At 31.2% G+C, this 14,739-nt stretch carries 12 protein-coding genes; all 12 read left to right on the top strand.

All coding sequences use genetic code 11. The annotated features are described in order from the left end of the window. Positions 1-155 precede the first annotated feature (155 nt). Positions 156-1,238 carry a DegT/DnrJ/EryC1/StrS family aminotransferase gene (locus tag KGI01_RS11980; RefSeq protein ID WP_170214790.1) on the top strand — a complete coding sequence of 361 codons (1,083 nt, stop codon included), beginning with the start codon at positions 156-158 and terminating at the stop codon, positions 1,236-1,238. Continuing rightward, entirely contained in the window at positions 1,239-2,330 is a 1,092-nt protein-coding gene (gene neuB, locus KGI01_RS11975; protein ID WP_141274868.1) for an N-acetylneuraminate synthase, read from the top strand. Further along, a complete protein-coding gene (locus KGI01_RS11970; protein WP_141274867.1) occupies positions 2,314-3,294 on the top strand; it encodes a GNAT family N-acetyltransferase in 981 nt (326 codons plus the stop codon). Before neuB ends, KGI01_RS11970 begins: the two co-directional genes overlap by 17 nt. Before the next feature lie 9 nt (positions 3,295-3,303). Beyond that, on the top strand, positions 3,304-3,984 hold the full coding sequence (locus KGI01_RS11965) for a class I SAM-dependent methyltransferase (RefSeq protein WP_170214789.1): 681 nt from the start codon (positions 3,304-3,306) through the stop codon (positions 3,982-3,984). Then, positions 3,985-5,037, top strand: a complete 1,053-nt coding sequence (locus KGI01_RS11960) for a nucleotidyltransferase family protein (RefSeq protein ID WP_141274865.1) — start codon at positions 3,985-3,987, stop codon at positions 5,035-5,037. Further along, complete coding sequence (locus tag KGI01_RS11955) at positions 5,030-5,707, top strand: acylneuraminate cytidylyltransferase family protein (protein WP_141274864.1); 678 nt, start codon at positions 5,030-5,032, stop codon at positions 5,705-5,707. Before KGI01_RS11960 ends, KGI01_RS11955 begins: the two co-directional genes overlap by 8 nt. 91 nt (positions 5,708-5,798) lie before the next feature. After that, a complete protein-coding gene (locus KGI01_RS11950) occupies positions 5,799-6,164 on the top strand; it encodes a flagellar protein FlaG (RefSeq protein WP_141274863.1) in 366 nt (121 codons plus the stop codon). A 64-nt stretch (positions 6,165-6,228) separates the two neighbouring features. Continuing rightward, positions 6,229-8,346: a flagellar filament capping protein FliD gene (fliD, locus tag KGI01_RS11945; protein WP_141274862.1), complete on the top strand. Its 2,118-nt coding sequence runs from the start codon at positions 6,229-6,231 to the stop codon at positions 8,344-8,346. Positions 8,347-8,387: 41 nt separating this feature from the next. Next, positions 8,388-8,789, top strand: a complete 402-nt coding sequence (gene fliS / locus KGI01_RS11940; RefSeq protein ID WP_141274861.1) for a flagellar export chaperone FliS — start codon at positions 8,388-8,390, stop codon at positions 8,787-8,789. Continuing rightward, a complete protein-coding gene (locus KGI01_RS11935; RefSeq protein ID WP_141274860.1) occupies positions 8,789-9,154 on the top strand; it encodes a flagellar protein FliT in 366 nt (121 codons plus the stop codon). Before fliS ends, KGI01_RS11935 begins: the two co-directional genes overlap by 1 nt. A gap of 205 nt (positions 9,155-9,359) precedes the next feature. Continuing rightward, positions 9,360-14,078, top strand: coding sequence for a hypothetical protein (locus KGI01_RS11930; protein ID WP_141274859.1), 4,719 nt, complete (start codon positions 9,360-9,362; stop codon positions 14,076-14,078). A gap of 220 nt (positions 14,079-14,298) precedes the next feature. After that, complete coding sequence (locus KGI01_RS11925) at positions 14,299-14,676, top strand: PilZ domain-containing protein (RefSeq protein WP_141274858.1); 378 nt, start codon at positions 14,299-14,301, stop codon at positions 14,674-14,676. Positions 14,677-14,739 lie beyond the last annotated feature (63 nt).

Here is a 14,739-nt window from a genome sequence, read left to right as displayed (position 1 = left end):
AACAAGCGGTTCTTTATAAACAGGATAGTTCAAGAGAAATTGATTTAAAATATAATGGTATGAATACTTCAACCGATATTATACATGTACTAGAGAATTTAGAGTTTAAGGATTTAGTTATTAAAAAATTTTTTGATCAATAAGGATGTGAAATGATGCGAATAGGTGGCGATTTTGAAATCACAATGGATACGTTATATCAACCATCCTTGAATAGTATGTTACTTTCGAATAATGATTACTATGTCTGGACGGACTTGGGAAGAAGTGCCATTTATTTAGCTATAATAGATTTAATTAAAAAAGGTGTGAAAAGAAAAGCTTATTTGCCTTTTTATGCTTGTCATTCTATATTAAAAGCCTTTGATGAGTTAGACTTTCAGATTGAATTCTATAGTCAAGAAGCTAAATTAAATCATCAAATTGATTTGTCATTTATTGAAGAAAATAGTGTTTTTTTTTATATCAATTATTTTGGGATGGAGAATAGAATTAGTGAAAGTATAAAATATGCTAAAAAGAAGCGTTCTTTTTATGTGATTGAGGACTGTGTCCAATCTGCATTTAGTATTTTTGCACATCATTTATCCGACTATAAAATTTATAGTTTCAGAAAATTTTTAGCACAAGCAGATGGTGCACTTCTAATTTCTAAAAAACCACTATATTTGAACAGTTCATTAGCTCAAATCAATTCAACTTTTTTGAAAGAACAAACATACGGAAAGATATTAAGAAACGAAGAAAGTTTGACAAATCTTTATTTAAATTTACTTAAAAAGTCTGAATATAACATGGATCACCAAAAAATCATTCCAAAAGAAATGTCAGCCTTTTCAAAGTTTTTAATGAATCAAGAAAACATTCAACAAACTTCCGAAAGAAGACGTGAAAATTGGTATTTGCTGTTACACAATATTAATCAAAATCATTTTTTAAGAAGCTGTGTTGAGCCACTATTTCAACGTTTAGAAAACTGCGAAGTTCCTTTAGGATTTCCAATTCGAGTGAATCAACAAAAAAGAGATATTATACTAAAAGAGTTACGAAATAAAGAGATTTTTTGTCCAGTGCATTGGGATTTAAGTGAACAAACAAATAGAATAAATAAAACAGAATTTGAAAAAGATTATAATTTAAGTAAATCAATGATTACATTACCAATTGACCAAAGATTGAGTCAGGTACACATATATTATTTAATCGAAAGTTTAGATGAAATAGTAAGGAGAATATAAATGTCGACATATATTATCGCAGAAGCAGGAGTAAATCATAATGGTGATTTACAACTGGCTAAAAATCTAGTAGATATTGCTAAAAATGCAGAAGCAAATGCAGTAAAGTTTCAAACATGGAAAACAGAAAAAGTAATGAAAAGAAATGCGCCAAAAGCAGAATATCAAATTACAAATACTGGGAATAAAGAGACGCAGTATGAAATGGAAAAAAAATTAGAATTGACTTATGAAGAGTTTATTATATTAAAAGAATACTGTGATCAGAAAAAAATTGATTTTTTATCTACACCTTTTGATATTCCAAGCGCTCAATTTTTAATAGAAGATTTATCTTTAAAAACAATTAAGATTCCGTCGGGTGAAATTACGAATGGTCCTCTTCTATATGAAATCGCTAAACATAAAGTGCAAATTATTTTATCAACAGGTATGGCAACTGTAGCTGATATTCAATTAGCGTTAGGAGTTATTGCTTTTGGTTTATTAAATGATGCGAACAAAAAACCTTGTATAGAATCATTTGAACAAGCATATATTTCTAACGAGGGACAAGAAATTTTAAAACAATATGTCACACTTTTACATTGTACTACTGAATATCCGGCACCTTATGATTCGGTTAATTTACATGTCATTCCTTCTTTAAAACAAACATTTGGTTTAGAAGTGGGCTATTCAGATCATACAGAAGGAAACCATGTATCCTTAGCAGCTGTAACATTAGGAGCTACAGTTATTGAAAAGCATATCACATATGATAAAAACGCAGTGGGGCCAGACCATCGTGCTTCAATTGAACCAAAAGAATTAATAGAATTGATTAAAAATGTAAAAGAAATCGAAGTAGCTTTAGGAAAGTCGGTTAAGGTTCCAGATTTAACAGAAATAAAAAATCGTTCCATTGCTAGAAAGAGTTTAGTAGCAGCTAAAGATATTAAAGTAGGAACATACTTTAATGATGATAATTTGGATATGAAACGCCCAGGAACAGGGTTATCGCCTATGTATTATTGGGATATTCAAAAAATAAAAGCAACAAAAGATTTTGTGTTTGACGAGGAGATACAAATTCATGATTGTAACAATTGATGAAGCAATTCATGCATATGAACGATTACCAAAAGAAAAAAAATCATTTTGCTATCATCCTTTATTTTTAATTGAAGATATTAAAAATAAAGAAAATGTGGAACTTTGTTTCTTTCTAATAAAAGAAAATGAATCTGTTTTTTATTATGCTTTTTATAAAGGACGTATTCCAAATACAGTCTTTTATGATATTGAATCACCTTCTAATTATGGGGGACCAATTATATTAGGGAACGAAGATTTTCGTGAACAATCTACGCAAACATTTTTAAAATGGTGTAAAGATGCCAAAGTGATGGTTGAATTTACAAAGTTTCATCCAGTTTTAGAAAATCATAATACCTATTACGGAGAAAGAATTTTTAATCGTGAAACAGTTATAATTGACTTAGTGAAAGAAGATATTATTCGTCATTTTAGTACGCGTATTCGCACAGCAATTAAAAAGGCTATAAAGGAAAAAGTAAAAATAGTTATTTCAAAAGAAAGAAAATATATTCAAGAATTTATAAAAATATATAATTCTTTAATGAGTGAAAAAAATACATCGCAACATTATTTTTTTTCAACGGATTATTATGAATCACTATTAAAAAATGAAAAGACTATATTGGTGAGCGCTATAAATGAAAATGAAGAAGTAATAGCTAGTTCTATCTTTTTTTTAGAATCAGAAATTACAGAGTATCATCTTTCAGCGGCTACAGAGGAAGGAAGATATACAAGTGCAACACACTTAATTATCTATGAATTTATCAGATATGCTCAACAAAACGGAGCTAAATTACTCTATTTAGGTGGGGGAAATTCAACAGAGCCGACGAATAGTTTGTTGTTTTTCAAAAAAGGTTTTTCAAAACGAGTAATGCCTTTTTATATAGGTTATCAAATTCATTTTAAGGAAGAATATGAGGCGTTGAAAGCATTATATAGCAATCCGAAAACTATTCTTTTTTACAGATAGGAGAAAATGATGAGTATCAATAATGTATGGGAAGAGTTATTTAAAAGTAAGGCATGGGGAAAATATCCTTCAGAAGATTTAATTCGCTTTATAGCACGTAATTTTTATGCTGTACCTAATAGAAAAGAAATCAAAATTTTAGAGATTGGATCAGGTACAGAAGCCAATGTATGGTATTTATTAAATGAAGGTTTTACAGTATATGCTGTAGAAGGATCGTCTACAGGAATTGAATTAATGAAATCTAGAATTCAAAAAGATGCAAATTTAGATATTCACAATTTGCATGCTGTACAAGGTGATATAGAAAAATTACCTTTTGAATCAAACTTTTTTGATGCAGTCATTGATATTCAAGCTATTTATAGCAATGATTGGAAAAAATCTAAAAATATTATTCAAGAAGTAGCAAGAGTATTAAAAGATGATGGTAAATTTTATTCACGTCATTTTGCAATTAATTCATCAGGCTATGGTACGGGAGAAAAAATTGAGAATAATACGTACATTCCGACAGAAGGTGTATTAGTTGGAACAGGTCAAGCAAGATTTGCTAGTAAAGACGATGTATATCAATTATATGGAGATTATTTCAATCTGAATGAGTTAGAACAAGGGATTCGAACAGTAGATAATTTAGAGAATAAAGTGATTGAATGGCATATTAGTATGATTAAAAAAGGTGATTAAATGACAAAATCAAAATTTACAATAATTTCTGACGATACCAAGTTAATTGAAACAATGAAAATGATTGAAAAATCCTATCATAAAATTGCCTTCATTATAAACAATCAACAAGAGTTAGTCGGTACGGTCACAGATGGAGATATTCGAAGAGCTTTATTAAGAGAAAATAGTCTACAAGTACCTATCCATGATGTAATGAATCGAAACCCAATTGTAGGGAATGAGCATCAAACAGAGGTTGTATATCAAGAAGTATTAAAAAAATATAAAATACAATATTTACCTATATTAAATGAAGATAATGAAATTGTTGAAATCGTACAAGTAGACAAAATTGAAAAAAATATTTTTTCTAATAAAGTTGTTTTAATGGTTGGCGGTTTAGGCTCTAGACTTCGCCCACTTACAAATCATTTTCCTAAACCAATGTTGAAAATTGGTAATAAACCGATTTTACAAATTATTATAGAGGGTTTTAAAAATAATGGCTTTATAAATTTTGTGTTATGTGTGAATTATAAAAAAGAAATTATTCAAAGTTATTTTCAGGATGGTAAAGCTTTCGGTGTTCATATTGAATATATCGAAGAAAATAAACGACTTGGAACTGCTGGGGCATTATCACTTATTAAAGAGAAATTAGATGAGCCTTTTTTTGTAATGAATGGAGATTTACTAACACAGGTGGATTTTTCGAAACTTCTAGAATTCCATTCTGAAACAAATTCGATTGGTACGATGTGTGTAAGAGAATATGAATATCAAATTCCTTTTGGCGTTATTGATACATCTGAACATAAATTAATATCAATTCAAGAAAAGCCTTTAAAAAGAGAGTATGTGAATGCAGGGATTTATATGTTAGATCCTCAAGCTTTAATGCATATTCCATATGATACTTTTTATGATATGCCAGAATTATTTAATCAATTAATTCAACAAGGATTAAATGCTTCTGTATTTCCTATTCACGAATATTGGATGGATATTGGTCAATTAGCAGATTATGAACAAGCAAACAAAGATTATGAAAGAGTGAGTAGCGATGAATAAACCATCTGTATTGGCAATTATACCTGCAAGAGGTGGCTCTAAAGGAATACCTAAAAAAAATATTAAGGAGTTAGCTGGTAAACCACTAATTGCTTGGACAATTGAAGAAGCTAAGAAGTCTAAGTATATTACACGTCTAATATTATCATCTGATAATGATGAAATTATAGAGGTAGCTAAAACATATGGATGTGAAGTTCCCTTTAAACGTCCAAGTGAATTAGCACAAGATGGTACTTCAGGGATTGCCCCAGTTTTACACGCGCTTGATGAGTGTAAAGGATATGACTATGTCGTTTTATTACAACCAACGTCACCTTTAAGAACAGTCGAAGATATTGATACCTGCTTAGAGCAGGTGTTTGAAAGTGAAAGTACTTTTTGTGTGTCTGTGACAGAGGCTTCTGAAGCACCTCAATGGATGTATCGTATAGAAAAAAATCATTTACATGCAATATTAGATGATGATTCACTAACAAGACAAGAGTTACCTAAGAGCTATATTTTAAATGGTGCACTGTATATTGCAAGAGTGGAAGAATTTTTACAAGAACAAAATTTTCTGAATAAAGATACTGTACCTTTTGTTATGAAGAAAGAGAATTCATATGACATTGATGAACCTATTGATTTTAAGATTTGTCATTTTTTAATGGAAGAACGTATTTGAAATAGAATGAATTAAGTTAGCAATTCTTTAAATTTCTAAAATATTACCGATACCATGTGTAATAAATTTTTGTATAAAGGAGAAGCGGAGCATGAAAATCTCATCTGATAAAATAGTAGAAAGCACTTTGTATACACAAAAGAATCAAGAAAATCCTGTTTCAAACGTTACGTCAAGTAATGTAGTGTCAAATCCAGTTATTTCTGAAATGACAGATGAACAAGGACAACCAACAAAAGAGGCTTTTCAAATTGCGGTAAATAAGTTGAATGAATTTATGGAACACGCACAGAAAAACTCGAAATTTATTTTTCATGAAGGTTTAGGTAAATATTATGTTGAAGTGGTCGATGCTAAGACAGAAGAAGTAATTAAAGAGATTCCACCTAAAGAGCTGTTGAATGCGTATTACGAAATGCAGAAAATGTTAGGGAATATTGTCGATCGCTCAATTTAGATGGATTACTATTATGAACATCTTAACTTATATAACTATATAAATAAGGAGAGTGAATAGCTTTATGGTAAATAATATTAATAATTCAAATGCATCAACATCGTCGTACTCATATTTACAGTATAAAAATAAAGTAACAGGTCTTGCATCAGGTATGGATATTGATTCGTTAATGGAAAAATTAATGAAAGCTGAAAGTGCTCAAATGGAGAAACTTCAGCAACAAAAGCAAAAATATGAATGGAAACGCGATGCGTATCGTGAAGTTAATACATCACTTGATAAATTTCAAAAAGATTTATTTGATAAGTATGGTTTAAAAAGTAGCTGGAATTCAAAAACAGCAAATGTATCAGCGAATAATGCAATTGATGTTAAAGCAGGAGCAAATGCCTCTGGTAACCTTTCTGTTAGCGAAATTACAGTAGCAAAAGCAGCACAAAAAAGATTTGACTCACAAGCGCTTAGTACACAAAGAATTAGTGAAACGACTAAAATTAGTGATATACAAGGGTTAAGTGACAAAACAGCATTAGAAACTTTCGCTGGTGGAGACGGTTCTGTTAAATCGTTGATGGACCGGTTCGAAAGTGAAGGTTTTAAAATGACTTTAACGAATGGTCAATTAAAAGTAACAGAACAAAATAACACAACAGAGATGAGCGAGACAACAAAAGAAGCTTTTACCAAACTAGGCTTTCAATTTAATACAGCATCCCAACAATCCACTACAATAAAAGATAGCGCTGGAGAAATTGCTAAAACAGATTCAAAGCTATCAGATTTAAATTTGACAAGTGGTAAATTAACAATAGGTTCAAAAGAGATTGATCTAAGCGAGTTTGCTTCAAATCCAGATGCGACAATGTCAGATTTAATGAAAAAAATTAAAGAAGAAGGGTATAATGCATCGTTAACAAATGGAAAGTTAACAGTGACGAGTCCAAATAGTAGCGAAACTTTACAAGTGACAAGTGACAATGCCGTTTTAGACAAGTCGTTTTCACCGACATTTAAAACAACAACGAGTGCTACTTATGTAACAAGCGGTGGTAGTGGTACTTTAACAGGTAAAAATACCATTCAAGATTTATTAGGTGGTAGTGATTCAGAGTCTGGTGAGTTCACTTTAAATGTAATTCAAGCGGACGGTACAATGAAAGAAACTACTATACAGTATAAAAACAGTGACACGATTGATTCACTTATGTCTAAAATGAATAGCTCTGGTGCAGGTGTTACAGCCATATTTAATAATGGGCAGTTCAGTATTTCAGCAAATAATACTGGGCATAATGCAAATGGTGCTGAGATTAGTTTAGTGTCACCATCTCCGTTATTTGAAAAATTAACAGGGCAATCTGCAAATGATTTAGCTAGTAATGGTAGTAACGCTTCCATGACAGTAAATGGTGTAGAATATAAGCAATCGTCCAATGTATTTAATATAGCAGGTTATACTATTACAGCAAATGAAGATTTAAAAACGGGTACACCAATTAAAATTTCCTCTACAAACGATACAGATAAAGCAGTAGATAAAGTAAAAGAATTTGTTAATATGTATAACAGTCTAATCGAAGACTTAAATAAACGTGTTTCAGAAAAGAAAAATCTTTCTTATCAGCCATTAACTGATGCTCAAAAAGCTGAGCTAAAAGAAGACGAAATTAAAAAATGGGAAGAGAAGGCAAAGGCAGGATTATTAAAAGGTGATACTAATATTAATAAGGCTCTTTCCGATATGCGAAGTACACTAACAAACTTTGGTAGTGGTACAGATAATATGTTGTCTAAAATTGGTATTACAACGTCTAAAACATGGTCAGACAACGGGAAATTAGAAATTGATGAAGATAAATTACGTAAAGCTATTGAAAAAGATCCTGAAGCGTTATCACGCATATTTACAGGTGATGATTCTACAGATAATAAAGGTATTGCCTCATCACTTCGTACAACTGCGCAAAATGCAGTGAAAAATATCGAGAAAACAGCTGGGAAAGCTTCTTCGACAGAAGAGACTTATACGCTAGGAAGAAACTTAAAAGACGTTAATACAAAAATCGATGATTGGAAAGATCGTCTGAAAACAATTGAAGAACGCTATTGGAAGCAGTTTGCGGCGATGGAGTCAGCAATTCAAAAAGCTAATACACAATCATCTATTTTTACACAATAAATTATACGTATTAAGGAACTAATAAAGAGGAGTTGTTTAGTGTGCCCGTACAAAACGCATACAATGCATATAAACAAAATAGTGTAACAACTGCATCACCAGGTGAACTGACATTGATGCTTTATAATGGATGTTTAAAGTTTTTGACACAGAGTAAAAAAGCAATTGAAAAGAAAAATTATGAACAAAAAAATATGTACATTCAAAAATCACAAGCAATCATTGCAGAATTGATGACGACATTAAATATGGACTTAGAAGTGTCAAAAAATATGATGGCTCTTTATGAATATATGTATGCTCGTTTATCTGAAGCCAATATGAAGATGGATGTAGCGATTGTTGAAGAAGTAGAGGGGCTTGTAACAGAGTTTCGTGATACGTGGAAACAAGTGATTCAAATTAATCGCAAACAACAATTTGCATCTGGGGATTCTGTATAATGGACTTAGTTCAACAACTTCTTCTTTTATCTGAAAAGTTGTATCAAACGCTTGAATTTGTTGAAGAAGATAAAGATGAAAAACGCAATGAACAGATTGAATTAATTAATAAATTACTAGATGCCCGTGGACAAACCATCGAAAAATTACAAGCAGTAAGTGAACATCCGTTGCGTGGACACGAGCAAGAAGTATATTTGCGTGATTTAAATCATAGAATTATCGAACGTCTTCATAACTATAAAGGACGTATTCGCGAAGACATGCAACAACTTCAAGTTTCTATGAAGTCAGAAACGCGCTATGTTAATCCATATAGTCATCTTCAAAATTTAGATGGCACATATTTTGATAAGAGAGAATAAAATGAGAGGGAGAGATGATAAAATCTCTCTCTTTTTTATATTGAAATTCTTCATGCGATAGTTTTTCATTTTATTACAAAAGTTACAAAAATCTTTTTTCCTCAATAATGTATTCCTACGGACGATATAAAAATTATAGATTGATTCAATAATTATATAGTATGAACAACTTAGTTTAACAAAATTATTATAGGGAGGGTCCTTCATGAAAAAGCAATTAATCGCATTTGGTTTAGCTTCCATGCTGACAGTACCGACATGGCTTGCAGCAGCACAACCAATGGATGTAAGTGCCAAGAAAAAAGTGACCGTATCGAAAAAAACAAAAGCTGTCATCTCAAAAATTAAAGCACTCAACTCAAAAAAATCAAATTATGTTAAAAACACATTAGCTGCTCAAACAGCTTATAAAAAGTTATCTAAAACAGAACGCAAAAAAGTTTCCAACTATAAAACACTTCAAAAGCATATGAAAGCTGTTCAACCAATGGTGAATCAAGTGAATTCGCTAAAAAAACAAACAGCTAAACTATCTTCTAAAAACTATAAAACACAAGCCGCAAAAGTTTCTGTCCAATACAATAAATTAAAAAAAGCAGCAAAGGAATATGTACCTGCTTCCGTTAAGAAGAAGATTACATATTACAATAATTTAAATTCTGCTAACGTGAGTATGCGTAAGCTGAATAAATTAGCGCTTGGCGATGATTTTTCAAAAATTGATGCGTCTAAAACGCAAGATGTTTTAGCTTTCTTAAAAGCCTATAATCAATTGTCTGCGAATCAGAAATTAATTTTAGGCGGTTCACAGTCGATGATTGATTATCTTTTAAGTATTCAATCGATTGTACAACAGGCTTCTAATTATGATGCTACATATGCAAAATTAGATCCAACGAATAAATCTTATTTAAAACAAGCATACGATTTGCATGAGAAGTATAAAACAGAACAAAATAACTCAGTGACGGTTAATGGTGTCATGAAGAAAGTTTCAGATTTCACAAAGCAACATGACAAACTGAATAAATTAGATGAAGAGATTAAAATAGAAGTAAAGTTAAAACAGGATTTTGAAGACGCAGTTAATAACTTACCAGGTAAAACACCTTCAGTTGGGACCGAACGTCTTGAATTAGTTAAAAAAGCTGTCGATTTTTATAAAAATATAACATCAACAACTTATGAGGGTAACAAGCTAAAAGGGAAACCAATTGACATTGTTGATAAAAAAGTACTTGCTGAGTACAAAAAATATGAAACAATTCCATCAGTTTTTGAAGGTTTCAAAGAGGCGCCACTTTATGATTCGACGAATGTGCTATCTGAGAAACAAATCATCGGAATTGATACGACCATTAAAAATTATGCGAAACTAGGTACAGACCAAAAATCGATTGTGGATGAGGCAGTAGACGAGGCAGTAGGCACTACTCAAAAAAAATATGCGAATGATAGCGCAGCGATTAAAAAGGGTCAGGCGATGACAAAAGCTTTCAATGATGGTATTGCGAAAAATGATTTAGCAGCCATTATGAAACAGTCTGACTTGTATCAAAAGGCTGTAAAAGAAAAGGATCCGAGTCTGCGCTATGTATCTGTTTCAAATCAGTTAAGTGCTGCACCAATCACGTATAAGACACAGTTAGATCATGTGGAAAAATTTGAAACAGATGCTGGAAAATATGCGACAAAAGCAGATATTCAAAATTTAGTAAAGTTATATCAAACAGTTGAAAAAGATAAGCCTTCAGGTCTGAAAATGATTGATGCAAAAGTAGCGAAAGATTATACGTTGGCAAAATCAATCTTAGAAATTGATACATTGATGGCAAAATCAAAACCAAGCTATACAACAGCGAAATTGAATAATATTTTAGCTGCAACAAAATTGTATAGTAAATTGGATGCACCGAAAAAATTAATTGTGGACGGTCTGGGTTATAATGTAGACGATTATTTAGCAGACGAAAAATATATTAAAGAGGCAATGGCTATTGATAAAAAATATTTGGATTTGAAGCCATCGAAAAAATCTTATACAAAAGATGCGAAATCCGTTTTAAATAATTATTTAGATGCCAGTGAAGCAGCTAAAAAATATATTTTAAACGGCGCAAAAATTTCAAACTTAGAAACTACATTAAAAAAACCACAAGATCAAGTGGATTTATTCGAAGAAAAGATTAATATTGTATATAAAGAAGTGTATTCAGACGATATAGTAAATAAAACAACAATTTTCAATATTAAAGAGGCTATAAACATTTATGAAAACGAAATTAAGCCCTATGCTAAATATAATAATTTAGTAGAAAGTGATGTATTAAAAAAATATAAAAAATTGACACCGATTGTTGATGTGTATAATCAACTATTTAATTTAAAAGCAACACCAACCACTGAATTACAACGAGAAAATATTTTAACTGCTAAAAAGGCATTTAATAAACTAGATAAATTCGGTCAATATGTATTGCAAATTGAAGATAAATTGCAGAATAAGTTGCGTTTAATGGATGATGAAAAACAAATTCAAGAAGCTAAGAAGATTGATGGCATGTATAAATTATTAAATGTGAATGATACAAAATACCCGAATAAGTTATACAATGTGTACAAGGAGTACATGAAAGCTACAGATGATGTGAAAAACTATGTCATTAACAAAGGGATTATTACTGCGGTTCCTGCAAAATACGATAAAGCCATCAAAGCAGCTATTGTATTTGAGGAAAGTGTACAATCAATTAATCGAACAAGTAAAATTATTAATGTACACCAGTTAAAGGCGATTTATGATCAAAATAAAAAAGTCGCGCCTGAATTTGTCCAATTTGTTGATCCAGCAATTATGAAGAAATATGATGAATATATTCAATTATTATTCCTTCAAGATGTGGCTCAAAATTTATATGAATATCAGCGTATTAACGGTAACTGGGTAAAATATGATGCATGGTTCTATGCATTTAGTCAAACGGCAGATAATTTAAAAGACGTTTTAAATATGCGTAAAGCCTTACTTTATTTTAAAGAATTCAATCCCATTCAAATGTCGATTTTAAATAACTCACCGAACTATACAAGTTATAAAGGCTTAGCAGAAGATCCGAAGGGGAATAACATTCCTATTTATGATAATGACAAACAAATTATTGGTTATAAACCGGAACTTGGATTTCCAAGTGAGTTTGCACCAGATGAAGTTATTTATAACCCGATTGACTGGCTGAATGCTACACAGGTTCAGAATTTATTAGATGCGATGAAGTATGAAGAGCGCTATAAAGCATTAAATAATAGCGGTAAAAACAATGCACGCGATGCGATAAAATTAGTACGTGATTTTGAAAAAGAATCTTTAGGCGTACGTGGTTATTTCTTGTATCGCCCAGAATTAGAACAATTAAAATTAACTTTTGAAGTTCCTGTAGCAAATGCAGATGCATTCGAAGCAGCAGTAAAAGCATATGATCCAAATACAGGCAATGTAACGGGCTTAGAACCGATGCGCTTAGCATATAATAAACTGGATTCAACTGCTTTAAGTATCGTGAGTGCATCATTATTAAAACAATACAAAGATTACATGTTGTCGAAAGACTTATATAGTCAGTATCAGCAAATTAATCCAACAGCTCCAACAGCTAAAACAATGAGTAATATTGAAAATATGGACTTGTTTTTAACAGCCTATACAAAATTACCAGCAGGTTCTAAAAAAATTGTACGCAATTCGATTGCAGACCCGACTTTCTTCAATCGTCTATTGACGGATGAAAAAGATATTCGCGCTGCACATGCGGTTGATAAAAAGTATGAAAAATTAGATACACAAGGCGACTCATATGAAGTAGAAGCTCTAAAATTATACAAAGAGTATGCAAAGTTAACAACGAATGCTCAAAATAATTACTCAGTATATGGTCAAATACTAGTTGATTTACATGCGAAATATGGTGATTCATTGAGCTTTAGAAAGAAAGAAGATAATGCAAAAGCGACAGCAGATGAATTCACACGTTTAGTAACAGCTTTAAATGCAGATTCGACATATGCAGATGTAGTTAAAGCAGCTGAATTTTATGATTTTTTATCTGTACCACAGCAATATACAGATAGCAGTAAAAAAGTTATTGGATTGACATTTGTTGATAAACCAATTGTGACCAAATATAAATTGTATGAAGGACTTATCACAATTAAAAAACAACTCGATAAAGTAACCTATCCAAAAGCAGCTCCAGCAAAATATACAGTAACGGAAAAAGAAGCAATTAAAACAGCGATTGCTGCGTATAAAAAGCTGTCGAAAGATCCGAAAAATATTTTAGAGCAAGATGCGGCATTTGGTTCAGATCCAAACCCAAACCCAAACCCTGAAAATGAGAAGCGTTATTTATTGCTAATTGAAGAAGATATTAAAAAAGCAGAAGCAGCAGATGCGAACTTCTTAAAGGTGAAGAAAGGCGACAAAACATTTGTTAAAAATATTATTGTAGCGATGAAATCGTATAATGTATTAACAGATTTACAAAAACAGTTCTTTACACAAACGAAATTGTATACAACATATAAAAAATACGATATGGCAACATCAATTGATGGCAAAGTCGATACAATTCCAGAAGCGATTAAAGTGATTGTAGATTTTGAAAAAACGATTCAAGAAACACAAGAACTACATGATGACATTAATCAAACACCACCACCACACACTGTGCCGCAAGAGAAATACACAGCAATTCGAGATAAAATGGTTAAAGCGAATGAGGCATATAACTTCATTAACCGAGATTTCAATATTGAAGGACAGGTCATTCGCCCACTGTCATTAGCAGATAAAGTAGCTGTACAACGCTATAAATACTTTATGACTGTTTATAAAGTACAGGAATATTTGGATAATCTAAAAAAATAAGTGTAATTTTTAAAACACCTCATATGTTGAAGTATGGGGTGTTTTTTTATAGGCTACAAAAGTGTTTCATTTATTAAAAAAACAGGAATTATTCAAAAAATCGACAAAAACATCGTTTATCCTATAACAATGGTCGTATTATATATAATCTATGTGGTATAAAAGTATTTTATATTTGGTATAATTAAAATAATATTAAAAAGATAGGAAGGTAGTAAAAATGGAATATAAGCGTTCTGAATCTTTCAGGCATATTTTAATTAAGCCTGTTGATGTTCAATATAGTTGTAATGTGGACCAGCAAGTAGCCTTAACACGTACGGGTAAAATATTAGATATTAGTCCGAGTGGTATGAACTTGTTAGTGACAAAACAGCTAACAGATGAAGAGAAAGAATATCCACTCTTGCTATCTTTTTGTTTATATAAACAAACGATTGAATCGCAAGGAGCGATTAGGTGGGAGAGGCTTCATCCAGAAGGTTATCAATATGGCATTGAGATGGTGGAAAGTACACAGTTAGAGAATATAATTGTTTCTGAGTTGAAACAACGTCGTCGACAAGAAGTATTAGATGCTAAAAAAGGCACTTTCTAAAATTTCTTTTATATTTCTATAATTTTTTCGTCGTTTAAAGAAGGAGTTACAGGGTAAATGTAT

The sequence above is a fragment of the Kurthia gibsonii genome (assembly GCF_006539985.1).
GTDB lineage: Bacteria > Bacillota > Bacilli > Bacillales_A > Planococcaceae > Kurthia > Kurthia gibsonii.
This window is presented reverse-complemented; position numbering and strand designations above follow the sequence as displayed.

Excerpts from the sequence above, each read along its gene's own strand:
- KGI01_RS11980 (WP_170214790.1), top strand. The coding sequence starts at position 156 with ATGCGAATAGGTGGCGATTTTGAAATCACAATGGATACGTTATATCAA.
- neuB (WP_141274868.1), top strand. The coding sequence starts at position 1,239 with ATGTCGACATATATTATCGCAGAAGCAGGAGTAAATCATAATGGTGAT.
- KGI01_RS11970 (WP_141274867.1), top strand. The coding sequence starts at position 2,314 with ATGATTGTAACAATTGATGAAGCAATTCATGCATATGAACGATTACCA.
- KGI01_RS11965 (WP_170214789.1), top strand. The coding sequence starts at position 3,304 with ATGAGTATCAATAATGTATGGGAAGAGTTATTTAAAAGTAAGGCATGG.
- KGI01_RS11960 (WP_141274865.1), top strand. The coding sequence starts at position 3,985 with ATGACAAAATCAAAATTTACAATAATTTCTGACGATACCAAGTTAATT.
- KGI01_RS11955 (WP_141274864.1), top strand. The coding sequence starts at position 5,030 with ATGAATAAACCATCTGTATTGGCAATTATACCTGCAAGAGGTGGCTCT.
- KGI01_RS11950 (WP_141274863.1), top strand. The coding sequence starts at position 5,799 with ATGAAAATCTCATCTGATAAAATAGTAGAAAGCACTTTGTATACACAA.
- fliD (WP_141274862.1), top strand. The coding sequence starts at position 6,229 with ATGGTAAATAATATTAATAATTCAAATGCATCAACATCGTCGTACTCA.
- KGI01_RS11935 (WP_141274860.1), top strand. The coding sequence starts at position 8,789 with ATGGACTTAGTTCAACAACTTCTTCTTTTATCTGAAAAGTTGTATCAA.
- KGI01_RS11930 (WP_141274859.1), top strand. The coding sequence starts at position 9,360 with ATGAAAAAGCAATTAATCGCATTTGGTTTAGCTTCCATGCTGACAGTA.
- KGI01_RS11925 (WP_141274858.1), top strand. The coding sequence starts at position 14,299 with ATGGAATATAAGCGTTCTGAATCTTTCAGGCATATTTTAATTAAGCCT.